The organism is Lacticaseibacillus nasuensis JCM 17158 (genome assembly GCF_001434705.1).
Lineage (GTDB): Bacteria > Bacillota > Bacilli > Lactobacillales > Lactobacillaceae > Lacticaseibacillus > Lacticaseibacillus nasuensis.
Genome location: NZ_AZDJ01000026.1, coordinates 226221 through 247363, shown reverse-complemented (window position 1 = coordinate 247363; position 21143 = coordinate 226221). Strand labels below are relative to the sequence as shown.

Here is a 21143-nt window from a genome sequence, read left to right as displayed (position 1 = left end):
GACTGTTGTTAGATACCAATTCAACCCCCTCTGACATAACAATTTGAGCGTGTACAGGATTTTCGTTTGACATGTTTATCACCTCAAAAAAATAGTACTCCATCACGAACCGGAATACTACAGTAAAGTGAATGTAGACGGCAGGGCTTGAACCTGCACCCACGCAATTATAAGTTGCGAGCTCTACCGATTGAGCTACATCTACGTAAGAGCGGCATCAGGCGGGCGAGTCCCCTCTGGGTACGCATCCAGTTGGACGTCAGGGCGCTGCCCCGATATGCCATGCGCATGGATGCGATCGTCACCCACGCGACTAACGGTTCTACTAGCACAGATCCCGCCAAGAGCTGGTCATCTCAAACTGCATACCAGATGAACATGTGTTTTGACTGACCACGTGAGCCAGCGCAGTAAGCTATATATTGTTGCAGCATACGGTGTTGGGTAATGTCAACCGCTCCGCGTTCTAGAAACGCTCTATCCTCTTGTGTTGCTCGCTCCCCCGTCAGACAGGATCGTCGCAAGCTATGCTCCGTGCCGGAATCGAACCGGCAGCCATGCGTGGCTTCCACATCGGAGCTACCTATCCACGGAGGCGTAATCACCGCGAATCGAGGCAAATCGTCATACAATGAAAGAAGGAAGCACCGCCGGTTCTCACCTTTGGCACAATACCATAATACTGCCTACAAACGAACTTTTGGGGGCTTTTTCGGGGCCAAAAAGGGGCTAATTCGGGGCTTTTTCGGGGCTTTTGAAAACCAATAGATTTTCTCCTTGATAGGCTTCTGCAAATTCTAGCAGTGCTCGGTTCTTAAGCTTCTTGATTGATTCTCTTGAGTATCCTTGCATGCGATAAGCAATCTGGTCATAAGTCAGCACCTCTTTGTTGCAGTATGAATAAAACAGCATCCAGAAGCTTGTGGTTGTCAGCGCCATCAAAGCATGTTCGATCAGTTCAACGCTAATACGGGCACTGACGACTTTAGCCAATTTGCCATCTACGGAGTTGTTTACTGAATGCGTCTTTGGCATACCATCTATAACGGGTGACTTAATGTCAGACAAATAGACGCCGCCGATACGTGATAGCGTTCGGAAGTCTTTCAATATCTCTCTTGCCTTTGTACGTGTCGCATTTTCGTCTATTTCTGGAATTAACGTCATCTTTAGGCCACCCCTTATGCTATAATGAGTATCGGAAAAGTTTTGGGGGAAGGCGTGCCGTAATGGTACGCTTTTTTGATGCTTATACCGTGTTAATTCTTTCTTTCTGCGTATTTAAATGAACCTTCGGCGTGTTGGTTTGCTATAATATCGGTGGAGGTATATCCCTAGATTGAATGACTCAGTTCATCAACTTCATTTATAACTTCCCCAACTTCAAATACCTCCAGCGCACCTTAATCAGGTGCGCTTTTTTGATATAATGGAGCTAGCACTCAAATCGAGTGTGCTAACTACAGCCGCCAGCAATGGCGGTTTTTATTTTGACCTTTCCCAATTAGCCAGATAGCAAACGCAGTGAGGACAATGATTGTAGAAATGACCTCGAACCAGAACTTGATTCCGAGATAAACATATAAGCTCATTCCCCCACCTCCCGTTCTTCAATAATGATTCCTTCGGTAGTATCACTAACAAATGTGTCAGATCCGTCATCATATACGATTTTGTACCCAGCAGCTTCGCCGAGCAGATGGTAGATACTGACAACTTTTTTGTGATTGTTTTCTTCCGGCCATTCTCCTTGTGTTGTAAACAATGGCTGCTTTCCAACAACGTACTGGGCTTGATTCCAATTTTGAATGATACGCAGTGCCCAAATTTCGTTCTTCATTTCTCCGCCTCCAATTTCACGATTTCGCCTGTTTCTTCAACACACCAGGCATCTAGCACCCATGCACGGGCGAATGCGTCAGTGTTGTGAGCTACCCAAAGTAGAACGCCATTGGGTTCTGTTCGGGTGATGCCTAGGTCACGTACCAGGCCAAACACATCAACAAGATCGCGATGGTATTTCCACAGATTTTTGATGTATTCACTCACCGCTTTCGGAATCACCGGCAGATCATCTGGCAAGGCGGCATCATATCTACTCATCATTTCGCTATAATCAACCCAACCGCTTTTCGTCGCGTGGTTCATCGCTACTTCGAACACGTCCCGCTTCGTCTCATTGCTCATCGTCAGTCACCTCCAACTGTTCCTTGTTGTAATCGATGATACGTTTATAGTTGTTGTTTGCTTGCCACGCGCAATCATACAGGCCACACAGATCAAGTTTGTTGATTGCATTGTTAGCGGCATCGATGGCCTTTTGCGCAGCGTCTATGTCAGCTTTAGTCGTCATTGTCAGTCACCTCCACAGGTGTGATCGCCTTAACCCAGTCAGGCGCCGCGTCGATGTCCGACTGGGTGACGGTGTATCCATGTTTGACGGCATCGTCAGTGCTTAAAGCAATTGCGTCAGGCCGCCAGTTTCCAGTTCCTTTGACTGCGTAATATTGAGCGTTTCCGTGCATCTGATTGTTGTGATAGTCAGTGCCAGGCATTGGCAGCACGTACCGCTTCGGCTTCTCGACCGTCCACCCGTTGACGTAGGCGCGCATGAGGCGGTCTTCATCTGGTCGCATGTCGTTGTAAGCGTCAATAACCTCTGCTGGGTATCCGTTCTTCTTTGCTTGCTCAAGCATCTTCGCTTCCTCTTTGCTCACCACGACCTTCGCCGGGGCCTCGACTAGCTCGACTACGTGGCCGCCGAAATTGCGTGCATCCTGTTCCGCGTCTTCACGCGTTCCGTACACCTCTGCGTCACCAATCGAACTCCATAGCGCTTCGCCCGTCTGCCACTCTCCTTCGTCGTTCTTAATCGCGTATAACATTTTCAGTCCTCCAATCCATATCGTTTCAACGCACGTTCTGCCACCCATCGGTATTTATACCCGACCGCCAGCATCATCTTTGCTACGCTGTCGCCGTTAGCTACCATATTCGTCAACTGGCGCTTCACGTAATCGGTTTGATCGTGGTGTGTCGATTTGAGCCGCTTTAATTTCTTCCGCAACGCTTGCAGGTCACAACCAGAAACTGTGGCGATATACGTATTCGCCCGACCCTCGACGTGGAGTTTCCAAATCAATTCGTCGATTGCCGTTGGCGTGTGGTTCTCGATTGCGCCATTGCGGTTGCCAATGTTAAGTTTCCCGTTTGCGCTGGCGGCGATTGCCGTTGCCTCCAGTCGCTCATCGGAATAATTCGGGTTCGTCATGGTGAGCCGCAACAGCTTCAATCGTGGGTCATCTTCCGGAACGTTGTTCACTGTTCCGTATTCATCTTCCAAAGGCCAAAACCATTTCTGCATCCACACTGGTGCAGTGTTGCTACGGTGACCGGTAACGCCTTTAATCGTCACTATCATTCGCCTCGGTTCGCTCAATCAGCCGGTTGAGATACGTGCGGGTCTTTAGCAAGTCCTCAATGCCGTTCTTTTTCGGATAGCGGACAACGTACTTAATGATGTTGCCAACCATGAACAAGTCTACCGCCTTACCGAAATCAGCTTAGTAAGCTGGTGTGTGCTGTCAGCTTTATCAAGGCCACGCTCGCGGCCCCATTCCTCAATCAGTTCCAACTTGTCCATTAGATTTCCTCCACTTCTACTTCGACTCGCGGCCCGCTGCCGTCGTCATACCGCTTAGCCATGGATACCTCAACGATCTGGTTGTCGTCTTTCCAGCAGATTCCCTTGAGCGCGTCTGTAACAGCCTTGAAATAATTGTCTAGGTCAGGCTTGACTATCGGACGTTCCCAGCCTGCCATTCTGCGCCGCCTCTGGGCCTGTGTGAGGCTCTTTTGTAGCGGCCGGTAAAACACTACCCGGAGCTTCACGGCGCCGTCTAGCGGCAAAGCCTGCCACTGGTGGCGAGCGTACTGGGCGACCAGCGCCTTGTACTGCTTGCTGGCGGGCGGGTCGTAAGCCGTGACGTGTGCGCCGATGCGCGCGAACTTAGGCCGGCCTTGCGACACTGGCTCCGCTGGTATCAGAATCTTAGTCATTGGCATTGAACAGCCCCCGCACTAGTTCCCGGTGGTCGTCCAGATAGTCGCGGCCTTTAGCAGTGATGCGCAAAGTCTGCGGCTGGCGTGCCCGCCATTCAATCAGGCCATCGTCGGCCATCTTCGCGAGGCAACTGTGCGGTGTAGCCGGTGAGCGCCACCCCATGAACCGTCCTATCTCGCGAATTGACGGCGACTGCCACGAGGCGTGCTTCCACGCCATGAATGCCAAAATCTTTGACCACCGCATTTCCTGCGGCTCACTTGCTACTCGCATCACTTCACCCCCTAGTAACTGCCAAGTTCGTTTGCGGCAGTAGCTTTTCGACGAAATACTGTTGGCCCCTGCCGGTCACCTTTGGCGTTTTGGTCACGGTCACAATGCCGTTTGAGTGATTGACAGCAGTTTCCTTGATGCGGAAAAGCCCCAGCTCCATGGCCCGCTGAGTCGGCGAATTGTAATCAGCTCCCCGGTGGCGGATCAGATAGCCGTTGTCGCGCAACCATGCGAATAGCCGCTTTTCGCCCATGTCGATGCCGTTTTGTTTGAGCACCTTGGCCAGCTCTCGCACCAGAATGGTTGAGTCACTGGTAGCAACCGCGTCGGCAAACAACGCCTTTGGTGCCATCACCTCAACCTGCCGCTCAGCCATCTGACGGGCTTCTCGCTCTTTCTGGTGTGCTTTTCGCTCTTGGCTAAGCGTCAGCAGAAGCTTCGCCCCGTTCTCCGGGTTGGCGAGCAAGTTCTCGATGGTCTCGCCGGTCATGTATGCGCCATGCTTGCGGATAGACGGCAGGACATCGTGCGTCACCCAACGATTGAACCGCTTAGCCGCCGGTTTGCGACTCGCACCAATCAGCCGATAAAGCCCAGGCTCGCTGATGAAGTTGGTGTCTCCAGAACGACTGCCTAAGTTAAACTTAGTCACTTCGTCTGGATCCAATGAGCTAATGGCGACCGTGGTGTTGGTCAACCCAAGTGCGTCTGTCACGTCCCGCGCCGCGAACCAGACTTGGTCGCCGTCAGCGACGGTGCGCACGTCTTGCCCCTCAAACTCAAATTCTTGTAAGTCGTTCATTGCGTTGCCTCCTGTTTTTGCCCTTTGGCCTGCAAGTCACGCAGTTTCGCCATCTGCTCGGCCAACTGTTCTTGGCTGACTTTCGGCTGCCGTTGCGCTGGCGTCGCGTCCTCATGGTCTTTCAGCCATGCCGGTTGTTGCTCAACGCGTGATGGGCGGCCACCGCGTTGTTGTGCTTGCCGGTTATGGCTCACGTCATCGGCTTTGACTTGGTCAATCGTGCGAATGCCGTCCTTGTCCCAATGGCGCAAAATGCCTTGAGCATAGCGCCACTCTTTTTGGCTTTCAGCCGCGCGCTTAATCGCCTCGATGACCAAGTCGTTACCTAGGTCCTTGACCCAGTCCATCACCTGCTCCATCACGATTGGCGGCATCACCCCAAGGTTTTCTTGGAAAAACGCGATGCTTGGACCGGCCGAGTTCTCGGGCGCCGCCGCATTAGCTACATGCTGGTTGTGTGTTGGTTCTGGTTCTGGTTCTGGTTCTGGTTCTGGTTGCGATACCATATCGATACGGTATCCAGATTTGTCAGATACAGTATCCAGATTTTCCAACTTTGCCCGGATAGGATATTTAAATTGTTGAGCCGCCTTGATGACTTCTGATTCAAATTCGCGGCTCTTTATACTCTCAAGCTCCCGGTCAATCACCGCCGCCACTTTCGGCGAACGCGCTGAATTGAATTTCATCCAGTTGCAAATCATGATTTCACTGGTTGCTTGATCGTAAAGGACACGTCCGGCCTCTATGAAGCGCTGTAGGGCGCCAGCTACTTCTTTCCGGCTTAGTCCTGTGTCAAACGCGGCTTGTCGCTCGCTGTACTCATACACGCCGCTTTGACTTGTTTTGATGTTGGTCAGTAGGTAGAACCAAAACAGCTTGTCTGTCGGCTCTAACTCGCTGAACCAGTTGTCTTGCCATATCGTCGTTTGGACCTGTCTATATATCGCCATCTAATCGCCTCCTAGCTCACCAAGTCATAGAGACTGACAATCTTGGAGACACGCTTGGTGGCCCGACAGTACTCGCATCGCTCACACCGCTTCGGTTCCACCTCGCCGTTCTTGACGGCCTCGATACGGGGCTGAAGCTCGATCACCTTGTTCAGCCAATAGTCGAGCAAGTCCTGCGGTATGCTGACGATTTCATGGTCTGGTGGGTCTTGCTTGCTCACCGCCACAATCAGCGGTGCGGAACGGGTGCCATAGTTCTGGCGTACCAGCTCTTGATAGACGGCCATCTGCAGCGGATAGCGGTACGCCTCGATGAAACTTCCCCAGCTCCGGTTGTCGTCAACCCACATACGCTTGTAAATGTCTTGTGTCGTCTTCAAGTCCGCAAAGTACTTGTGATTGTCAGCGAAACAATCGAGCTTGCCCATCCAATCAACACCACCGATTTGCCCGGTGACGATGAGTTCCTTTTGACCTTGGTACAATGCCATCACTTCGGGATCACCCTCGAGCGTGTCAATCATCGCGTCGGCGACTTGATACGGTTTCTTGAGCTGGCCTTTAGTCTTGCCGGTGCTTGCCATAATCTCCGGGTGCTCTGCGAGAAACGCCTCATGCGCCGCTGGTGACTCAAAATGGCTGTGCAGGTAGTTTCCCACCAGCAAGGCGGTAGGGTCGCGCTGTGGCTCCCACTCGCCCTTAAGCTGGGCAAGCTCGGCGGCTTCGCATTGTAGCCAACCCTTGAACTGCGTCGCGGACTGGTACTTCCAATCTGCTTCAGCCGAGTAGTAGTTAGCCGGCGTTAGCTTGAGTGGCGTCGAAGCTGTCGAGGAGGCTTTGCTCTTCGCTGTGTTCTGCTGGCTCGCTGTCATTTCCTTTAGCATCTGTCTTCACCTCAGGCTCCGTTGATTCTTCTGGCTCTGCATCTTGCTTGTCCACCAGCTCCTTGAGGTCTGGCACGTCCTCACTCGCGTTGCGGGCTGGTTCACGGCCATCGCTCGGTTGCTTGTCGTCCTCGGTGTATAACGCGCCGAGTTCTTGCGGGAACGCCTCACGCAAGGCGTTGACAATCGCACTCTTGCGGATCATGGTCGCCGGCATGTTTTTCCAAGTCGCTTGGCCTTTGGAAAACTCCTCCATGCTCAGCTCAACATGGGTGTCTTCGCGGTCGTCCCGCTTGACAGTCGCCCAGCCCCCGATTAGCTTGTCGCTAGGCATCTTCACGGTGCCGTTGAGCTGCACCATCTCGTCGCCACGCGCCACGATGATGCCGGCGTCCATGCCCTTGTAGTGCGGGTTCGCGTTGGCCCGCTTCATGAACGCCTCTTTGCTGGTGATGATTTGCGCCGGTCGGCCTTGGAACTTGACCAGATAGGCTTCGTTGAGGAAGGGGTTAAGGTGCTGGTACTTGGCCAACTGCATGAACATCACGACTTCTTGGTCGGTGACCTCCGCATTGCCGCTTACCAGAAACTGCCTGACGATGGTCGGCGACAGCTTCACTTCCTCATTGTTTGCTTTGTACTCGATAACTTGATTTGCCATGCTTTTCTCCTCCTAGATTCACATGAGTTCTTTGTCGAATTTTTGGTACCCCAGCGCTTCAAGTAGATCCAGTGCCGAGTACTTGTAGTCTTGACTGCCGAACCAGCAGTCTGCTATCTCGTCTTCTAGCTGGTTGCGGTCGCGACTGCTGGTGGCCATCATGGCGATGAGGCGGTCATAACCGACTCGGTGAATCAGCTCGGTGAGGTAGTCGTCTGCGTCTTCTGGTAAGAATGCCCCGTCAAACTGGTAGCCGAGCTCGAATGGCACGTAGTAGAAAAAGCGTGATTTCTTAAGCCGCTCTGGGTCGATGTAATCATCAGCAACAGCCATGGCATAGTCGTATGTTGCTTGGTAGTCACTCATTTCAAGCATTTAAGCCACCCTCTTCTCGTCCACGTCTAAGCGTGGTAAACTGTAGTCATTGAAAATATTGTTCTGTTCTTGAGCTCCTGCGGTGGCCGCCGCTGGAGCTTTTTCTTTGTCCTCGTCCGTGTCTAGCATGTCGCGCCATGCGTGGTGCGCCTTGTAGGTGCCTGCGCCAAATCCAATCACGAGGCCGATTACTAGGTTCAATGTGATCATGTGTTGCCCTCCTATGCGTATTGCTGATGATTATCCAGCCATTTGCTAAGTTCCGAGATGCGGTACTGGAGCACGCGGCCCTTGGTGTGATACGGAAAACCCGGTTGCGTCATGTAAAACTCGTCGATGTACTTGGTCGAGCAATCGAGGAACGCGGCGGCGGCTTTCTTATCCACCAAGGGGTCATAGATTTCTCTGGCGTCGGCCTTGACACGAGCGGCGATTTTCTCAGCTGCCCGCTCTGCAATCATCTCCCGAAGCTCCGGATCCATGTCTAGGCTCATGCCCATGCGATTACCTCCTTCGAGACTTTCTTGAGTGCGTCATCAATCGCGTCTAGGAACCGGTGCTCGGCTGATACTTCCTCGTTAAGCTCCTTGCGATAGCGATGGATGAACTTTACTTCGGCCATTCCCCAGGTGCCGGGCTCCTGCTTGAAGATTCGCTTGGCCTCGCGGTCTAGCTGTTCTCGGTCGTCCTGCTCATCGTCGACGTCTTCCTTGACCGCGATGGGAATCGGGATCACTTTCACGCCTGACTTTGCGAATCCGAGGCCGAACATCCAGTCGGCTGCTTCAAACTTGAAGTCGGTATCGTCTAGCTCAAAGGCCAGTCGGCGCAGTGTTGGAAGCGGAACGTCCCGCTTTGGGTCGTTGATAAGGTTCGACAGATTCTGCGGAGTAATACCGATTGCCGCCGCGATGTCCTTCTTTTGTCTGCCGCTCCGTTGAATCGCCTTGCTCATGGCATTCTTGATACATTGCTGTTCTGTGTTTACTTCTGTCATCTAATTCACCTCCCTTCGATATGGGTGTGTACAAGTCGCGCGGCGGTACCGCAGTTCTCGCGGTACAGTTAAGCCATGGCCCGTTGTTCGACGAAGCGCTCGGCTACGTCGGCGCACCAGGTAGCGATTTCCAGCTTGGTCATCGCCACGCACTGCATGTTGATGGTTTGCGCGTCGCCCTGATTAGTGTCGATTAGGTAGTCCATGCAGGCTCGTTGGCCCTTGTCTAGATATGCCTGGATGATTGATTCCTTGCTCATGCACTCACCTCCTCGTCGCCAAGCAGCAGTTGAAATGCGCTACGGCCGTTAGGCGTGATTAACGTCTGCGGGTACCCTTGACGGTTGTCCTTGATGGTGAAGTATGTGTTGGCATACGCTGCCCGAGGTTTGATTGCCCCGCGGCTATCTCGATAGATGAAGCGGCGCTCCAGCAGCCAATTGATGAATTGTTTCTGGTGCTTGCCCAGCATTTTGGCGGTGTCTCGGAAATTCGTCAGCGTATTACGCTCCACCAGCTCGTCGAAGTATGCGGCCTTGGGAGCCATGAGCTGCGTCTGTGCTGTCAGCGAGCGGTTCTCAATCTTGAGATGGACGTTCTCATCCTTGAGGTACTCGTAGCCGCGCTTAATTACTTCCTGCGGGTCGTTCCACTTGCGTTCGATCTCAATCAGGTAAGCGCGGTACTGGGCGCCCTGCTGGGTTCGGCTCATCAGCGCCAGGTTCTTGGCCATGTCGATGGTCAGCGCGTAGTCGTCATATCGACGCTCCGTTCCGTTACCACTGATAACGACCGTACCTTGAGGTACAGTCGTAAAGTCAACGCCTTCCTCAAAGCCTCCGAAGTTCTGCTCGACCCAGCCACTAAAGCGTTTCTTGATCTCGAGACCCTTGTAAAGCTCTCTTGCCGAGACAACCTGCTGGTGCTTTTCGTTGACCGTGACCTTGATTAGTTCGTTCATGTTTCTCCTTCTTTCGTTATTTGACATGTGAGATAATTCACCTCAAAGGAGGTGATTAAATGGCAGATATGGAATTCCTTAATAGCCGCACCGGCGCGGAACGGGAAGTTCCAGATGCAATCTCCGTTAGTGTAAGTAACGGGGCTGACAGCATTTCCATGAGCCCTGCCGAGTTCATGCACAACCGCTCCAAATATCGTGGTCAAAGCTTCACGGTCTTCGTCGAGTCAGGCGGAGGTGCGGTCTTCAATTCTGACTGGTTAGTCACAGGCGTCTACATGTAATCTCGCTGGGCATCCTGCTGGGTGCCCTTTGTTTCGGCCAAAATCGTGGTCTGAATGATGGCAACAGGATTGCCGTTGGTATCCTGGATGCCTTGTACTTGCACCTTGCTGACCTTTAAGTCACCAGAATCAATACCCTTTTGGGCTGCCAGATTCATCAGACGCCACTTTTCGGCCATGGTTATCTCGTTCATCGTGCGGCCTCCTGTATATCTCGGTTTACTTTTTCGGTACCAAAAACTTGGTCAACGCTTAGCCCAAGTGTCGCCGCAATCTTCAAGGTGATTGAGGTTGCGGGATCCTTCGTCTTGCCGGTTTCAATGTTGGAAATGGTCAAGCGCGTAACGCCTACCCGCTTCGCAAGTTCCACCTGTGAGATGTCTTGTTCGCGGCGGTAATATCTCAATTTGTTGCTCATCATTTTGCCTCCCTCTTACTTGATGAGCTAATCATATACCTTGATATACATCGTGTCAACCAATATATACTGGGAATTTCAACTATTTTTGTATAGCCCGGTATACAATACCGATATGGAGGTTTTGCCTATGTCAGAACTAGGAGACTATTTGCGTCAACTGCGCGGCAACATGTCTTTGCGTGAAGCTTCCGAACGCTCGAATGGCCGAATCAGCCACGCCGCTATCACTCAAGCGGAGAAAGGCATCAACAGCCATGGCAAACCGTTCACGCCGTCTGCTGAGACGCTAAACGAATTGGCCAAGCTTTATGACGTTAGCCCCAGCAAATTGATGGCAATGGCCGGCTACCTTGATAGCCAAGACAAACAGCCCGAGCTGGTCATCGCTGATGACTCCATCAAGGTCTATGGAGAGATTCACGCGGGCGAAGCATCATGGGCCGAGCAAAATATTATCGGGAAAATTCCAGTCACCAAAGAAATGGTCATGCGGTACGGGCGCAAGAATCTGTTCGGCTTGAAGATTGTCGGCGAATCCATGAACCGGCGGCTGCTTCCCGGCTACACGGCTGTATTCTGCAAAGACCAGCGGCCAGAAGCTGGCGACATCGTTGCGGTACTCATTGACCACGAGGACGGCACCGTCAAAGTGTATCAAGAAACGTCGTTGGCCGTGATGTTTGCGCCAGCGAGCTATGACCCGACTTTTAAGCCGTATGTTTTCCGCAAGGACGAGCCGCAGGATTTCCAGATTCTTGGCGTATACTTGTTTTCGACAGATCAAGACATATAGGGGACGATGACATGAGCATTTTTACCATGACGACAGGTGAGCTACTGGCACAGCACAGACTAAAAAAAGGCCAAAAGGACAACAGCTTCAAGGTGCCACTGTCTGACGGGTTTGGTCAGCACGAATTGAAAGCAGTATTGGCCTCAAACAATCAGGACGGCAGTTTCACTTTCTCGACAGTCAAGGGCGATGTGATCATGGCAGACGCCATCGTAGACAGAATCGAATGGGAGCCCGGAGAAACCGACGAGGTAAAACTCGGCAAGGACAAGACTTACACAAAGAAAAAGCACGGAATCGGTCGTGCAGTCGCTGGAGCTGTCATTGCCGGCCCAGCAGGCGCCATCGTCGGAGCTGGGACCGGGAAAAATGAGGTTCACACAAAGAAAGCTAAGACTTATCTGGTTACCAGCCCCACTGCTGCGAACATCATGGGACACATTGGCGATGGAAGTTCTTGGTCGGCCACAACCAAACCAATGTCCCAAGACGACGTGGAAGTGCTATCTAAATTTCTTTCCACGCCGATCACGTCCCCAGACGAACCAACAGATGACGTTCAACCTGCGCCAATACAGCCCGTAACAGATACGGCTGACGCTATCAGAAAGTACAAAGGTCTGCTAGACGACGGCATCATCACGCAAGCCGAGTTCGATGCTAAAAAGAAAGAACTGCTTGATTTGTAGAGACACTCGCCCCGTTCGCGGGGCATTCTTTTCACCTTTTATCCGAACGTATGTTTGTGTACGAAAGCAAAAAAGATTCACAGGAGGCGCTTTATGCGAGACTGGAAGCCGGTACCAAAACACCCCAATATTTTCATGTATGACACCAAGCGGGGCAAACGCTATGGCGTCCGCCGCGGATTCAAGAATGGTGTAGGCAAGCGCGACGAGTTCACAAAATCCGGATTCGCTACCTGGCGCGAAGCCGAGGCTTCCCTTCGGCAGTTTGAGTCACAGGTTGCCCTCGGCAAGTTTGACGAGCTCGCCTCTGGCAGAATCACGATGGAGCAAGCTTGGAACCACTACGTCAAGACAAAGGATGATCTAGGCACCTGGCGGGTCACAACCCGTGAAAGCCAGATGAATTGGTGGAACTTATACATCAAGGAGCCACTTGGCTCAATGCGCCTTAAAGATATTAGGCAGCCACAGATGCGGTCCTTCCTGAACTCACTCGCCACTGACAAGAATCTGGCGCACGCGACCATCGGCACGATATTTGGCACAATCAACTCCGTCTTGAATCAGGCGGTGATGGACGACCTGCTCGACAAGAATCGAGTTCGCAAGGTGCAGTACGCAGGTAAAGCCGCCAAGAAGAAGATGGAATCCCCTGCCAACACACAAAAATGGCTCGATACAGCCCACCAGGTTCTATCAGCATACGATTACACCATGGTTCTGGTGATGGCTCAAACCGGCCTTCGCAGCGGCGAGGTGACCGGTCTTCGCACCTCGTCCATCGAGTTCAAGCGCGACGAGATCCACAAGACAGATTACGCCACCATCACCATCGACATGCAGCGAAGCGTCCACTACCCCACCGGTGCGCCACTAAAAACGCGCACCAGCTACCGAACGATTGCGGTGACAGGCGAGCTGGTAGGCTTGCTCAAGCAGGCCGTGACGTCGGCCGAGACACGGCGAAAACGCGCTCACCCGCATGGATTCGACGGCACTCCGTGGCTGTGGCTGACCCGCACAGGTGAAACATGCAGCCCAACCCACCTGCGGTATCTTTGCCTCCTGGTAAGCAAAGAGTGCGGCATTAAGATCCACCCGCACATGTTTCGGCACTACTTCGCTACGCAAGCGATTGCCAGTGAGAAACCCGAGATTGACGTCATGCACTATCTTGGCCACGCCAGCGTCCAGATGACCGCTGACTATACTCGCAGCACAGAGCACGCGAGTCTTGAAGTCGCAAAGGGATTCGAAGCAGTCACCAAGCGCGTCGCACCGGCCGGCGGTACAAAAAACGATGTACCGCCGGATGTACCGTCAAATGGTTCTAATTAAGTCGAATTCAATCAAAAAATCGCCCTCGCTCCACAACCTGATTTACGTCAGATTGGGAACGAGGGCGATTCACTTAGAACGAATTCATCACTGCTCAGTGTACCAGCTGTAATGGAAAATACCGGGACGGTCGGCACGCTCGTAGGTGTGTGCCCCGAAGTAGTCGCGCTGGGCCTGAATCATGTTGGCCGGCAGCACTTCTGCGCGGTAGGAATCGTAATAGCTGATGGCGCCCATGAAGGCTGGCACCGGCACCCCTGCCTTGGCGGCCAAGCCAACCAAGTCGCGCACGGCTTCTTGGTAGTTCTTGGCGATGGCTTGGAAGTAGTCGTCCATCAACAAGTTCTTCAACGCCGGATTCTTGTCGTAGGCGTTGGTGATGTTTTGCAGGAACACGGCGCGGATGATGCACCCGGCGCGCCAAATCGACGCGATTTCGCCGTATTGCAAGTCCCAGTCGTAATGCTCGGAGGCCACGCGCATCTGCTCGAAGCCCTGGGCGTAACTCATCACCTTGGAGAAGTACAAGGCCTTGCGAATCAATTCGACGGCCTCGGCCTTGTCAGGCAAGTCCACCTTGCCCACCGGCTTTGGCAGCACCTTGCTGGCGGCCACGCGCTCGTCTTTCATGGCACTGATGTAGCGCGCATACAGCGATTCGGTGATGACACTTTGCGGCACGCCGAGCTCGGCGGCGCTTTGCGTGCTCCACTTCCCGGTGCCCTTGTTGCCGGCGCGGTCGAGAATCACGTCGACGATCGGCTTGCCACTGCCTAAATCATCCTTGCGGGTCAAGATTTCGGCGGTGATGTCGATCAGGTAGGAATGCAGCTCACCCTTGCTCCAGTCGTTGAAGATGTCGGCGATTTCAGACATGTCCAGCCCCAGCAGGTTGCGCAACAAGTTGTAGCTTTCGGCGATCAGCTCCATATCGCCGTACTCGATGCCGTTGTGCACCATTTTGACGTAATGCCCCGCACCATCCGGGCCGATGTAGCTGACACACGGTGCGCCGTCTTCCTCGGCCTTGGCGGAAATCTGCTCCAAAATCGGGGCCACCAAGTTGTAGGCTTCGCGCTGGCCACCTGGCATCAGCGATGGGCCCTTCAACGCGCCCAGCTCACCGCCGGACACGCCCATGCCGATGAAGTTGATGCCGGAATCGGCGAGCTCGGCGTTGCGCCGGCGGGTGTCATGGAAGTTCGTGTTCCCGCCGTCGATCAAGATGTCGCCCTTGTCCAACAAAGGCAGCAGCTGCTTGATCACCGCGTCGGTGCCGGCGCCGGCCTTGACCATCAAAATAATCCGGCGCGGCTTTTCCAACGACGCCACGAAGTCTTCGATGGTGTAGCTTGGCACCAGCCGCTTGTCGGCGTGGTCCTTGGCGACGGCCTCAGTCTTGCTGCCGGTCCGGTTATAAATCGCGACGGTGTAGCCGCGGCTTTCGATGTTCAGCGCCAGGTTTTTGCCCATGACGGCCATGCCGATGACGCCGATTGTTGGTTGCTCCATGTTTATGCCTCCATTTTTTAGTTACGCCCTTATGGTAGCAGAATCACTGCCGAAAATATAGCTACTTGTCGTCGTCAAACAGTTGCTTGAGCTTGTTAAACGCCGGGTTTGGCGTGGCCTTGGCGGCAGCTGCCGCCTCTTCTTCGCTGACCACCTGCCAGTCCTCACCGCTGGGCATCTCATCATTAGCAGCTTCTTCAGGCGTCAACACCTGCATCGGAATGCTGAGCAAGACGTGATCGCTGATGGCACTTTGCAGATCCAGCTCTTCTTCAGGTAGCTCCAATACCAGCTGGCCGTCGTCGTATTTCTCCGGGTCGCTGTTGGTGCCGGCATACACTTCGCTAAAGCTAAAGTTCAGCGGCCAGGTCACCGGTGCCAGGCTGCGCGTCGACGGAATCACCATCTGGCCAGCCAACGTCACCGTCACCAGCAGGTCGCCTTCATCCGCCCGCACCTCACCGGTCGCCGTGAGCGGCGCAACCGACATGATCTCGGGGTCGCGGGCCTTGAGCTCAGCTTCGAGGTCTAACGTTTCCGCAAAGGTCAGCGGCGCTTGTTGATGCCGCAAGAGTTCTTGAATGGTCCATTTCAACATGAGGAGCCTCCTGATTCTGCGCGCACAGGCACGCGTCCGTAATTTTGTGACCGCCCGGTTAACGTCTCGATGAGGTGCTCGCCGGGTTGCTGCGGCGCCAGCAGCCCACCTGGCGCCAACATCGCCGCGCTGACGCGGGTAACCAGCGGCCAAGCCACCGTTTTTTTCACGCCGTGCAGATAGGCCTGCCCGGCTGCGGTGAAGCCCAGCACGTGAATGAAGGGCTGCGCCTGCGCCGCAGCCACGCTGGCATTGGTCAGATTCAGCGTCACCGCCAGGCACAACCGGCGCAGCCGCGCGTAGGTATAACGCTTCGACTTGATGCGCCGCAGGAAATCTGGAAAATCGTGGCTGGCTGCGATGTGTTGCGTGAGGCGATACTCCAAGCCTTCGCTCATCCCCGCAATGGTCCGCAACTCGGCGAGGTCCGCCGTCAACAGCCGATAGCGCAGCCACGGGTAAAAATCGGCCCAGGTTTGGTGCCGGTTAGCCGCCAACTGCGCCGCACTGGGGGCCGGGACCCACTGGGTAATCGGCTCACCGGCGGCGATGGCTTGACGCACCGCGCTGGCGCTGGCGGTCACGCCGGCAGCCGGCGCATCGTGACCGGCGCCGACGCGGCCAAACGGCAACAACGTCAACGGGCTACCTGCGGCCAGATTCGCCTGGGCGTAACTCAGCCCCAGCAATAAATTGGGCCCGCTGAGTGGCGCCCCGGTGACCTGCGCGACGGCTTGGTTGAGCTGCGTGGCGTAGGTTTGCGTGTAATCGGTAAACGTGGTCGGCGCAACTTGGTGCGTGGCCAGCTTGGCGGCCAAGGCGGCGTAATCCACCGTGGGGTCCTCGCTGCCAAAGGCCAACTGCGTGACCCCCAGCGCCGCCAGCAACTGCACGCCGCCGGTGGCAAACTGCGGCGCGCTTTGCACCGTTGCGCTGATGGGCAGCTCGACCACCACATCCGCACCGGCGGCCAACGCCGCCTGCGTCCGTGCCCATTTGTCCACAATCGCCGGCTCGCCGCGCTGCACGTAATTGCCCGCCATGGCCACCACCACCACGTCGGCGTGGCCCAGGGCGCGTGCTTGCTGCATGGCATACACATGGCCATGGTGTAACGGATTAAACTCGGCGATCATTCCGACTGCTTGCATCGTTACCTCACCCGTTTTGCTTCAAAGAACCAGCGCACGCTGTCAGCCCGCACGGCGTGGTGGCCAAAATCGGCCGTCACGCCAGTCAGGTCAAACCCGGCGGCGGTCAACTCCGCTTCGTAATCCGCCAGCGGATAAGTGCGCTCGTGGTGCGTTTCCGTCAGCGGGTGGTAGGCGTCGATGGCCTCATCGTAGACGAAAAACGTCAAGTCGTGCTCGACGCTATGCGGCTGGTCGCCGGCGTAACTCGTCCACAAAAACGCATAGTCTGCCGTTTGGTAGTTGTACATATACCCCGGGAAGCGCTCATCCATTTGGTACAGCGAGTGCGCGTCAAACAAGAAGCGCCCGCCGATGGGCAAGACGCTGGCGACTTGCTGAAACACCTGCGTGACGTTGGCGAGATCGGGCATGTAGCAAATCGAATCATCAAAGCACGTCACCGCATCATACGGCCCCAGCCCACTCAAGTCGCGCATGTCCCCTTGCAATAGCGGCACCGTGACGTCGGCTTGGGCCAGCTTGGCCTCAGCCAACGCCAACATGTCGGCGCTTAAATCTAGTCCGGTGACCTGATAGCCGGCTTGCGCCAGCAATACCGCCAGGCTGCCGGAGCCGCCAGCCAGCTCCAAGACATGACTGCCGGCCGGCACGCGCGCCTGCACGTAATCGCGCCACTGCGTGTACAGCGTGTCGTCCATCAAGGTGTCATACACCTGGGCGAAACTGGTGTAAATCATTCGGTCGTGACCCAGTCGCTGACGTCAACCAGCGGCGCGTCGGACCACAATTTTTCCAAATTGTAAAACTCGCGCTCTTCTGGGACAAAAACGTGCACCACCACGTCACCGAAGTCCATCAACAGCCACTTGGAACCCTTCTTGCCTTCGATGCGTGGCGCCTTGGCGTGGGCTTCGGCGGCCTTGTCGTCGATGGCCTTGACGATGGCTTGCACCTGGCGTTCCGAGCTGCCGCTCATGATGACGAAATAATCCGCCAGCAGGCTCACGCCGGCCATGTCTAGCGCCACAATGTCGCTGGCGCGCTTGTCGTCACCGGCGCGAACGATTAATTCTAGTAATTCCTTTGGGGTCATAGTTACTCCTTTGTCAAAAATGCGTTATAAGTCAACAGGGTCTTCGGGTACACGATTTGGCGCTTGGCAATCAAATACGTCAACGTATTCTCCAACTCGATGCGGGTGGCTTCGGTCAGGCTGGTTTGCGCGGCTTCACGGCACTTGGCCTCCACCGGCAAGTCGCGGGCGGGTTCGATGAAGTCCGCGACGAAAATGATCTGGTCCAGCACCGTCATCTCCGGGTCGCCGGTGGTGTGGCGCTCAATGGCCTGAATCACCGCCGGGTCCGTGATGCCCACCTCGGTTTTGATAAACCAGGTGCCCACCAAGCCGTGCCACACGCCGCGGGAATAGTTCAGCAGCGCGCGGTCAAAGCCTTGACGTTGAATCAAGGTGCGGTAAGTTTCCACCGGCACCTGCTTGGCGTAGTCATGGAACAATCCGGCCAAGCCGGCGCGTGCTTCGTCTGCGCCAAAGCGCCGGGCTAATTCCCGCGCCGTTTGTTCCACCCGCACGCAATGAGCATACCGCGCGTCATCGAGCCGGTTGTGTAACAGCGCCAAGAGCTCGGCGCGGGTGTGGCCCCCAGTCAAACTGGCTGGGTAGTCAAGGTCAGTCAAGATATAAGCCTTCTTTCTCAATATAAGCCGCGACCGCATCGGGCACGAGGTAGCGAATGCTTTGGTGCTTGGCGACGCGCTCGCGGATGGTGGAGCTCGAGATTTCAATCAATGGCGCGTCGACCCAGACGATGGGATACGCCGACGCCGGCGTGAACCCGCGCCGGCGCACGCCAACGAAGGTCACCAGCTTCACCAACTCGTCGATGTCGCGCCACTTCGGCAAGTAATTCACCATGTCCGCGCCAATAATAAAGTAGTAATCGGTGTCGGGATGCGCCTCACGCAACGCCCGCATGGTGTCGATGGTGTAGCTGACGCCGCCGCGCCGCACCTCGGTGAGCTCCAGGTCAAACATGGGATTCGGGCGAATCGCCGCTTCCAGCATCGCCACGCGGTGGGCGGCTGGAATCGCGGACTTGTGGTCGACATGCGGCGGTTGGTTGTCGGGCATGAACAAGACGCGATCGAGCCCAAGCGTCGTCCCCACTGCCTCAGCCATAATCAAGTGGCCAATGTGCACGGGGTTAAACGTGCCCCCAAATAGCGCCACTTGCTTGCGCCGCGGCCCCAGAATCTCCTCACTGACCTCCGCCGTGATCACCGGCCGGGTCAGCGTTGTTTGCTTCACGGTAAACCCGGTAGTGGTACTCACAGCTTGGCCACCTCCACAGAAAGCTTGCGGTGGTCGGGATTAAAGGCCGGCTTGTACACCAACACGGTGTGGCCGATGGTTTGCGCCACCTGTAGCCCGCCAATCGCCTCAACCAAATAATCACCCACGGCCTTCGGGGTGTCTTCGGTCGTTGGCAGCAGATTGATTTTCACCAATTCATGGGCCTCGATGGCCGCCGCCACGCTTTGCACCAGCGTCGGCGTCAGGCCATTTTTGCCGAGGATCACCAGCGGCTTTAAGGTGTTGCCTTGCGCGCGTAAAAATCGTTTTTGTTTACCAGTTAGCATGTTGTTCTCCTTAAATGAGCGCCGGGCGCAGCGTCACCGCCACGCCAGTTGGGGCGTAGCCGGCGACGGTTTGCCCCGCCGGCACGACAATCCAGCCGAGGCCAGCGAAAACCAAGTCGGATTTTTGCTTCGGCGTGAATTCAAACCGGGCCAGCGGCGGAAAGTCCGCCAAGTCGGCCGGGCGCGGCGGCTGCAGCAAATCGCCGACGTGCTTGGCGTAAAACGCATCGGCATTTTCCAACTTCGTGCGGTGGAGCAGCAGTTGGTTGTCCGCATACACGGTGAAGCCGCTGCGCTGGCCGGCCAGAAAGTCGAACCGCGCCAACCCGGCCAGAAAAATCGTCTGGCCCGGATTCAGCTGGTAGACCGTGGGCCGAATCGGCTTGGTCGGCGCCACCAGATTCAAATCGGCCTTGTTGATGTAATGGGCCATTTGGTGGTGATGAATGATCCCGGGCGTGTCAATCAGGCTTTTGCCATCGGCTAGTGGAATCTCGATGCGATCAAGCGTCGTCCCCGGGAAGCGCGACGTCGTGATGACGTCTTGCTCGCCAGTGAGGTGGCGAATAATCTGGTTGATCAAGGTCGACTTGCCTGTGTTGGTCACGCCCACGACATACACGTCGCGCCCTTCGCGGTACTCCTCGATGGTCGCCAGTAAGTCCTCAACGTGTCCCTTCTTGGCGCTAGTCAAGAGCGTCGCCACCGGCCGCAACCCTTGTTCATGGGCGGCGTGGCTCAACCACTGGGTCAAGCGGCGCTGGTTGACGGATTTCGGCAAGACGTCGGCCTTGTTGCCGACCAAAATGACGGGATTGTCGCCGACGAAGCGGTGCAAGCCGGGAATGACGCTGCCGTCAAAGTCGAAGATGTCGACCACGTTGACGATCAAGGCGTCGCTTTGCCCCAGCGCCGTTAACAATCGCAAGAAATCGTCATCGGTGAGTGAGACGCCTTGAATGTCGTTGTAATGGCGCAGGCGAAAACACCGTTGGCAGTACAGCTCGCCATCCGGATCAGCCTGGGCCTTCGCCATGGTCCCGGCGGGCAGATAACCCGGTGCCTTGGGGTCCGTCGTTTGGAGCTTGGCGCCACAGCCGATGCAATACAGTGCTTCAGTTTCGCTTGTTGCCATGCAAATCCTCCTGATAAGTGAGTGGTTGACGATGATTCAGTAGTTTAAATAAGAAGTGTTCAAAAAATCGGTTGATCCGAGTATTCCACGCGTCGGTTTCAATCAGCGGCTGGACTAGGATGCTGCGCACGCCGGCGACGTTGCTGGCGACGACATCGGTCAACAACTGGTCGCCCACCATCACCACCGCTTTTTTCGGCAAGTGCAGCTTGCGCACGGCGCGGTTGATGCCCACCGGTAGCGGCTTTAACGCGCGCGACACGAAGGGCAAGTCGAGCTTGGCCAACGCGCGCGACACGCGGTCGGCATTGTTATTGGATACCACCATCACGATGATGCCGGCATCATGCATCCGGTTCAGCCACTGCCGCAGTTCCGGCGTGCCGTCCGGATTATTCCAGGCGATCAAGGTGTTGTCGAGATCCGTCAAGATTGCGCGCACGCCGTGGTGCCGCAACTGCTCCGGGGTCAACCCATAAATCGCCTTGACGGCGTAGGTCGGGGTAATGATTGCCACAAGGCGCCTCCTCCAGGTGCGGGTCCTCCGCACAAGTCATATCCCCTAATTATAGCGGACCACCGGCAAAATTGC

At 55.2% G+C, this 21143-nt stretch carries 36 protein-coding genes and 1 tRNA gene; 4 read left to right on the top strand and 33 right to left on the bottom strand.

The genetic code is table 11. The annotated features are described in order from the left end of the window. Positions 1-132: 132 nt before the first annotated feature. The 21 genes from FD02_RS07245 to FD02_RS07160 form a co-directional block, all read right to left on the bottom strand. Positions 133-205 (bottom strand) — tRNA-Ile (locus FD02_RS07245). Positions 206-729: 524 nt separating this feature from the next. Beyond that, a complete protein-coding gene (locus FD02_RS07240) occupies positions 730-1167 on the bottom strand; it encodes an ArpU family phage packaging/lysis transcriptional regulator (protein ID WP_054723222.1) in 438 nt (145 codons plus the stop codon). Between the two features lie 421 nt (positions 1168-1588). Then, positions 1589-1840 (bottom strand): hypothetical protein, encoded by a 252-nt coding sequence (locus FD02_RS07235; protein WP_056951444.1) that lies wholly within the window; start codon positions 1838-1840, stop codon positions 1589-1591. Beyond that, positions 1837-2187 carry a hypothetical protein gene (locus FD02_RS07230; RefSeq protein ID WP_054723221.1) on the bottom strand — a complete coding sequence of 117 codons (351 nt, stop codon included), beginning with the start codon at positions 2185-2187 and terminating at the stop codon, positions 1837-1839. The genes FD02_RS07235 and FD02_RS07230 overlap by 4 nt, the downstream gene beginning before the upstream one ends. Further along, a complete protein-coding gene (locus FD02_RS11360) occupies positions 2177-2353 on the bottom strand; it encodes a hypothetical protein (protein WP_175265236.1) in 177 nt (58 codons plus the stop codon). Before FD02_RS11360 ends, FD02_RS07230 begins: the two co-directional genes overlap by 11 nt. Continuing rightward, positions 2343-2885 (bottom strand): DUF1642 domain-containing protein, encoded by a 543-nt coding sequence (locus FD02_RS07225; RefSeq protein ID WP_225352549.1) that lies wholly within the window; start codon positions 2883-2885, stop codon positions 2343-2345. The genes FD02_RS11360 and FD02_RS07225 overlap by 11 nt, the downstream gene beginning before the upstream one ends. Positions 2886-2887: 2 nt before the next feature. After that, positions 2888-3364: a hypothetical protein gene (locus tag FD02_RS07220; protein ID WP_156408270.1), complete on the bottom strand. Its 477-nt coding sequence runs from the start codon at positions 3362-3364 to the stop codon at positions 2888-2890. A gap of 40 nt (positions 3365-3404) precedes the next feature. After that, a complete protein-coding gene (locus FD02_RS11070) occupies positions 3405-3533 on the bottom strand; it encodes a DUF3310 domain-containing protein (protein WP_082603347.1) in 129 nt (42 codons plus the stop codon). Positions 3534-3541: 8 nt separating this feature from the next. Then, positions 3542-3643, bottom strand: coding sequence for a nucleoside triphosphate pyrophosphohydrolase family protein (locus FD02_RS11680; protein ID WP_476703042.1), 102 nt, complete (start codon positions 3641-3643; stop codon positions 3542-3544). Then, the gene (locus FD02_RS07215; RefSeq protein WP_338034796.1) at positions 3643-4065 is read right to left on the bottom strand and encodes a RusA family crossover junction endodeoxyribonuclease; all 423 of its coding nucleotides are present in this window, start codon (positions 4063-4065) and stop codon (positions 3643-3645) included. The genes FD02_RS11680 and FD02_RS07215 overlap by 1 nt, the downstream gene beginning before the upstream one ends. Continuing rightward, on the bottom strand, positions 4052-4336 hold the full coding sequence (locus FD02_RS07210) for a LexA family protein (protein WP_054723218.1): 285 nt from the start codon (positions 4334-4336) through the stop codon (positions 4052-4054). The genes FD02_RS07215 and FD02_RS07210 overlap by 14 nt, the downstream gene beginning before the upstream one ends. Before the next feature lie 4 nt (positions 4337-4340). Beyond that, entirely contained in the window at positions 4341-5138 is a 798-nt protein-coding gene (locus tag FD02_RS07205) for a phage antirepressor (RefSeq protein ID WP_054723217.1), read from the bottom strand. Next, complete coding sequence (locus tag FD02_RS07200) at positions 5135-6091, bottom strand: DnaD domain-containing protein (RefSeq protein ID WP_054723216.1); 957 nt, start codon at positions 6089-6091, stop codon at positions 5135-5137. The genes FD02_RS07205 and FD02_RS07200 overlap by 4 nt, the downstream gene beginning before the upstream one ends. An 11-nt stretch (positions 6092-6102) precedes the next feature. Next, positions 6103-6975 (bottom strand): PD-(D/E)XK nuclease-like domain-containing protein, encoded by an 873-nt coding sequence (locus FD02_RS07195; protein ID WP_235806697.1) that lies wholly within the window; start codon positions 6973-6975, stop codon positions 6103-6105. Further along, positions 6884-7636: a phage recombination protein Bet gene (gene bet / locus FD02_RS07190; RefSeq protein WP_054723214.1), complete on the bottom strand. Its 753-nt coding sequence runs from the start codon at positions 7634-7636 to the stop codon at positions 6884-6886. The genes FD02_RS07195 and bet overlap by 92 nt, the downstream gene beginning before the upstream one ends. Before the next feature lie 18 nt (positions 7637-7654). Continuing rightward, on the bottom strand, positions 7655-8011 hold the full coding sequence (locus FD02_RS07185) for a hypothetical protein (RefSeq protein ID WP_054723213.1): 357 nt from the start codon (positions 8009-8011) through the stop codon (positions 7655-7657). After that, a complete protein-coding gene (locus FD02_RS07180; RefSeq protein ID WP_054723212.1) occupies positions 8012-8221 on the bottom strand; it encodes a hypothetical protein in 210 nt (69 codons plus the stop codon). A gap of 11 nt (positions 8222-8232) precedes the next feature. Further along, the gene (locus FD02_RS07175) at positions 8233-8511 is read right to left on the bottom strand and encodes a hypothetical protein (protein ID WP_056951442.1); all 279 of its coding nucleotides are present in this window, start codon (positions 8509-8511) and stop codon (positions 8233-8235) included. After that, positions 8502-9008 carry a helix-turn-helix domain-containing protein gene (locus FD02_RS07170; protein ID WP_054723211.1) on the bottom strand — a complete coding sequence of 169 codons (507 nt, stop codon included), beginning with the start codon at positions 9006-9008 and terminating at the stop codon, positions 8502-8504. Before FD02_RS07170 ends, FD02_RS07175 begins: the two co-directional genes overlap by 10 nt. Before the next feature lie 68 nt (positions 9009-9076). Beyond that, the gene (locus FD02_RS07165) at positions 9077-9268 is read right to left on the bottom strand and encodes a hypothetical protein (RefSeq protein ID WP_054723210.1); all 192 of its coding nucleotides are present in this window, start codon (positions 9266-9268) and stop codon (positions 9077-9079) included. After that, entirely contained in the window at positions 9265-9969 is a 705-nt protein-coding gene (locus tag FD02_RS07160; RefSeq protein WP_056951440.1) for an antA/AntB antirepressor family protein, read from the bottom strand. The genes FD02_RS07165 and FD02_RS07160 overlap by 4 nt, the downstream gene beginning before the upstream one ends. Positions 9970-10028: 59 nt before the next feature. Between FD02_RS07160 and FD02_RS07155 the strand changes: the two genes are divergently transcribed. Next, the gene (locus tag FD02_RS07155; RefSeq protein WP_056951437.1) at positions 10029-10253 is read left to right on the top strand and encodes a hypothetical protein; all 225 of its coding nucleotides are present in this window, start codon (positions 10029-10031) and stop codon (positions 10251-10253) included. Here the strand turns inward: FD02_RS07155 and FD02_RS07150 are convergent. Continuing rightward, on the bottom strand, positions 10244-10447 hold the full coding sequence (locus tag FD02_RS07150; RefSeq protein WP_056951435.1) for a hypothetical protein: 204 nt from the start codon (positions 10445-10447) through the stop codon (positions 10244-10246). The two genes, FD02_RS07155 and FD02_RS07150, sit on opposite strands and share 10 nt — an antisense overlap. Next, positions 10444-10671: a helix-turn-helix transcriptional regulator gene (locus FD02_RS07145; RefSeq protein ID WP_056951460.1), complete on the bottom strand. Its 228-nt coding sequence runs from the start codon at positions 10669-10671 to the stop codon at positions 10444-10446. Before FD02_RS07145 ends, FD02_RS07150 begins: the two co-directional genes overlap by 4 nt. A gap of 130 nt (positions 10672-10801) precedes the next feature. Between FD02_RS07145 and FD02_RS07140 the strand changes: the two genes are divergently transcribed. The 3 genes from FD02_RS07140 to FD02_RS07130 all read left to right on the top strand — a co-directional run bounded on the left by FD02_RS07140 (position 10802) and on the right by FD02_RS07130 (position 13494). Then, entirely contained in the window at positions 10802-11467 is a 666-nt protein-coding gene (locus tag FD02_RS07140) for a helix-turn-helix domain-containing protein (RefSeq protein WP_054723206.1), read from the top strand. An 11-nt stretch (positions 11468-11478) separates the two neighbouring features. Then, positions 11479-12156 carry an SHOCT domain-containing protein gene (locus FD02_RS07135; protein WP_056951433.1) on the top strand — a complete coding sequence of 226 codons (678 nt, stop codon included), beginning with the start codon at positions 11479-11481 and terminating at the stop codon, positions 12154-12156. 93 nt (positions 12157-12249) lie between these two features. After that, positions 12250-13494 (top strand): tyrosine-type recombinase/integrase, encoded by a 1245-nt coding sequence (locus FD02_RS07130; protein ID WP_056951432.1) that lies wholly within the window; start codon positions 12250-12252, stop codon positions 13492-13494. Positions 13495-13581: 87 nt separating this feature from the next. Here the strand turns inward: FD02_RS07130 and gndA are convergent, their stop codons facing one another. The 10 genes from gndA to FD02_RS07080 form a co-directional block, all read right to left on the bottom strand. Further along, positions 13582-15006 (bottom strand): NADP-dependent phosphogluconate dehydrogenase, encoded by a 1425-nt coding sequence (gene gndA, locus FD02_RS07125; protein WP_054723203.1) that lies wholly within the window; start codon positions 15004-15006, stop codon positions 13582-13584. A 61-nt stretch (positions 15007-15067) separates the two neighbouring features. Continuing rightward, a complete protein-coding gene (locus FD02_RS07120; protein WP_054723223.1) occupies positions 15068-15604 on the bottom strand; it encodes a YceD family protein in 537 nt (178 codons plus the stop codon). Continuing rightward, entirely contained in the window at positions 15598-16755 is a 1158-nt protein-coding gene (locus tag FD02_RS07115) for a nucleotidyltransferase (protein WP_056951430.1), read from the bottom strand. Before FD02_RS07115 ends, FD02_RS07120 begins: the two co-directional genes overlap by 7 nt. A gap of 2 nt (positions 16756-16757) precedes the next feature. Next, entirely contained in the window at positions 16758-17495 is a 738-nt protein-coding gene (locus tag FD02_RS07110) for a class I SAM-dependent DNA methyltransferase (RefSeq protein WP_056951428.1), read from the bottom strand. Then, positions 17492-17851: a ribosome silencing factor gene (gene rsfS, locus FD02_RS07105; RefSeq protein ID WP_054722782.1), complete on the bottom strand. Its 360-nt coding sequence runs from the start codon at positions 17849-17851 to the stop codon at positions 17492-17494. Before rsfS ends, FD02_RS07110 begins: the two co-directional genes overlap by 4 nt. A 2-nt stretch (positions 17852-17853) precedes the next feature. Beyond that, positions 17854-18453: a bis(5'-nucleosyl)-tetraphosphatase (symmetrical) YqeK gene (yqeK, locus tag FD02_RS07100; protein ID WP_054722780.1), complete on the bottom strand. Its 600-nt coding sequence runs from the start codon at positions 18451-18453 to the stop codon at positions 17854-17856. Continuing rightward, on the bottom strand, positions 18446-19108 hold the full coding sequence (locus FD02_RS07095; protein ID WP_420805082.1) for a nicotinate-nucleotide adenylyltransferase: 663 nt from the start codon (positions 19106-19108) through the stop codon (positions 18446-18448). Before FD02_RS07095 ends, yqeK begins: the two co-directional genes overlap by 8 nt. Continuing rightward, entirely contained in the window at positions 19105-19416 is a 312-nt protein-coding gene (locus tag FD02_RS07090; protein ID WP_054722778.1) for a YhbY family RNA-binding protein, read from the bottom strand. Before FD02_RS07090 ends, FD02_RS07095 begins: the two co-directional genes overlap by 4 nt. Before the next feature lie 10 nt (positions 19417-19426). Continuing rightward, entirely contained in the window at positions 19427-20551 is a 1125-nt protein-coding gene (gene yqeH, locus FD02_RS07085; RefSeq protein ID WP_056951426.1) for a ribosome biogenesis GTPase YqeH, read from the bottom strand. Continuing rightward, positions 20532-21068 carry a YqeG family HAD IIIA-type phosphatase gene (locus FD02_RS07080; protein ID WP_056951425.1) on the bottom strand — a complete coding sequence of 179 codons (537 nt, stop codon included), beginning with the start codon at positions 21066-21068 and terminating at the stop codon, positions 20532-20534. The genes yqeH and FD02_RS07080 overlap by 20 nt, the downstream gene beginning before the upstream one ends. Positions 21069-21143: the final 75 nt, after the last annotated feature.

What these genes read in the sequence shown, in the direction of transcription:
- FD02_RS07145 (WP_056951460.1), bottom strand. Translation starts at nt 10,671, where the DNA reads ATGAGCAACAAATTGAGATATTACCGCCGCGAACAAGACATCTCACAG.
- gndA (WP_054723203.1), bottom strand. Translation starts at nt 15,006, where the DNA reads ATGGAGCAACCAACAATCGGCGTCATCGGCATGGCCGTCATGGGCAAA.
- FD02_RS07175 (WP_056951442.1), bottom strand. Translation starts at nt 8,511, where the DNA reads ATGGGCATGAGCCTAGACATGGATCCGGAGCTTCGGGAGATGATTGCA.
- FD02_RS07215 (WP_338034796.1), bottom strand. Translation starts at nt 4,065, where the DNA reads ATGCCAATGACTAAGATTCTGATACCAGCGGAGCCAGTGTCGCAAGGC.
- FD02_RS07115 (WP_056951430.1), bottom strand. Translation starts at nt 16,755, where the DNA reads ATGCAAGCAGTCGGAATGATCGCCGAGTTTAATCCGTTACACCATGGC.
- FD02_RS07205 (WP_054723217.1), bottom strand. Translation starts at nt 5,138, where the DNA reads ATGAACGACTTACAAGAATTTGAGTTTGAGGGGCAAGACGTGCGCACC.
- FD02_RS07225 (WP_225352549.1), bottom strand. Translation starts at nt 2,885, where the DNA reads ATGTTATACGCGATTAAGAACGACGAAGGAGAGTGGCAGACGGGCGAA.
- FD02_RS07220 (WP_156408270.1), bottom strand. Translation starts at nt 3,364, where the DNA reads ATGCAGAAATGGTTTTGGCCTTTGGAAGATGAATACGGAACAGTGAAC.
- FD02_RS07140 (WP_054723206.1), top strand. Translation starts at nt 10,802, where the DNA reads ATGTCAGAACTAGGAGACTATTTGCGTCAACTGCGCGGCAACATGTCT.
- FD02_RS07170 (WP_054723211.1), bottom strand. Translation starts at nt 9,008, where the DNA reads ATGACAGAAGTAAACACAGAACAGCAATGTATCAAGAATGCCATGAGC.
- FD02_RS11360 (WP_175265236.1), bottom strand. Translation starts at nt 2,353, where the DNA reads ATGACGACTAAAGCTGACATAGACGCTGCGCAAAAGGCCATCGATGCC.
- yqeH (WP_056951426.1), bottom strand. Translation starts at nt 20,551, where the DNA reads ATGGCAACAAGCGAAACTGAAGCACTGTATTGCATCGGCTGTGGCGCC.
- FD02_RS07160 (WP_056951440.1), bottom strand. Translation starts at nt 9,969, where the DNA reads ATGAACGAACTAATCAAGGTCACGGTCAACGAAAAGCACCAGCAGGTT.
- FD02_RS07110 (WP_056951428.1), bottom strand. Translation starts at nt 17,495, where the DNA reads ATGATTTACACCAGTTTCGCCCAGGTGTATGACACCTTGATGGACGAC.
- rsfS (WP_054722782.1), bottom strand. Translation starts at nt 17,851, where the DNA reads ATGACCCCAAAGGAATTACTAGAATTAATCGTTCGCGCCGGTGACGAC.
- FD02_RS07240 (WP_054723222.1), bottom strand. Translation starts at nt 1,167, where the DNA reads ATGACGTTAATTCCAGAAATAGACGAAAATGCGACACGTACAAAGGCA.
- FD02_RS07185 (WP_054723213.1), bottom strand. Translation starts at nt 8,011, where the DNA reads ATGCTTGAAATGAGTGACTACCAAGCAACATACGACTATGCCATGGCT.
- FD02_RS07090 (WP_054722778.1), bottom strand. Translation starts at nt 19,416, where the DNA reads ATGCTAACTGGTAAACAAAAACGATTTTTACGCGCGCAAGGCAACACC.
- FD02_RS11070 (WP_082603347.1), bottom strand. Translation starts at nt 3,533, where the DNA reads ATGGTTGGCAACATCATTAAGTACGTTGTCCGCTATCCGAAAAAGAAC.
- FD02_RS07130 (WP_056951432.1), top strand. Translation starts at nt 12,250, where the DNA reads ATGCGAGACTGGAAGCCGGTACCAAAACACCCCAATATTTTCATGTAT.
- FD02_RS07155 (WP_056951437.1), top strand. Translation starts at nt 10,029, where the DNA reads ATGGCAGATATGGAATTCCTTAATAGCCGCACCGGCGCGGAACGGGAA.
- FD02_RS07195 (WP_235806697.1), bottom strand. Translation starts at nt 6,975, where the DNA reads ATGCTAAAGGAAATGACAGCGAGCCAGCAGAACACAGCGAAGAGCAAA.
- FD02_RS07120 (WP_054723223.1), bottom strand. Translation starts at nt 15,604, where the DNA reads ATGTTGAAATGGACCATTCAAGAACTCTTGCGGCATCAACAAGCGCCG.
- FD02_RS07150 (WP_056951435.1), bottom strand. Translation starts at nt 10,447, where the DNA reads ATGAACGAGATAACCATGGCCGAAAAGTGGCGTCTGATGAATCTGGCA.
- FD02_RS07210 (WP_054723218.1), bottom strand. Translation starts at nt 4,336, where the DNA reads ATGCGAGTAGCAAGTGAGCCGCAGGAAATGCGGTGGTCAAAGATTTTG.
- FD02_RS07230 (WP_054723221.1), bottom strand. Translation starts at nt 2,187, where the DNA reads ATGAGCAATGAGACGAAGCGGGACGTGTTCGAAGTAGCGATGAACCAC.
- FD02_RS07235 (WP_056951444.1), bottom strand. Translation starts at nt 1,840, where the DNA reads ATGAAGAACGAAATTTGGGCACTGCGTATCATTCAAAATTGGAATCAA.
- FD02_RS07200 (WP_054723216.1), bottom strand. Translation starts at nt 6,091, where the DNA reads ATGGCGATATATAGACAGGTCCAAACGACGATATGGCAAGACAACTGG.
- FD02_RS07165 (WP_054723210.1), bottom strand. Translation starts at nt 9,268, where the DNA reads ATGAGCAAGGAATCAATCATCCAGGCATATCTAGACAAGGGCCAACGA.
- FD02_RS07180 (WP_054723212.1), bottom strand. Translation starts at nt 8,221, where the DNA reads ATGATCACATTGAACCTAGTAATCGGCCTCGTGATTGGATTTGGCGCA.
- FD02_RS11680 (WP_476703042.1), bottom strand. Translation starts at nt 3,643, where the DNA reads ATGGACAAGTTGGAACTGATTGAGGAATGGGGCCGCGAGCGTGGCCTT.
- bet (WP_054723214.1), bottom strand. Translation starts at nt 7,636, where the DNA reads ATGGCAAATCAAGTTATCGAGTACAAAGCAAACAATGAGGAAGTGAAG.
- FD02_RS07135 (WP_056951433.1), top strand. Translation starts at nt 11,479, where the DNA reads ATGAGCATTTTTACCATGACGACAGGTGAGCTACTGGCACAGCACAGA.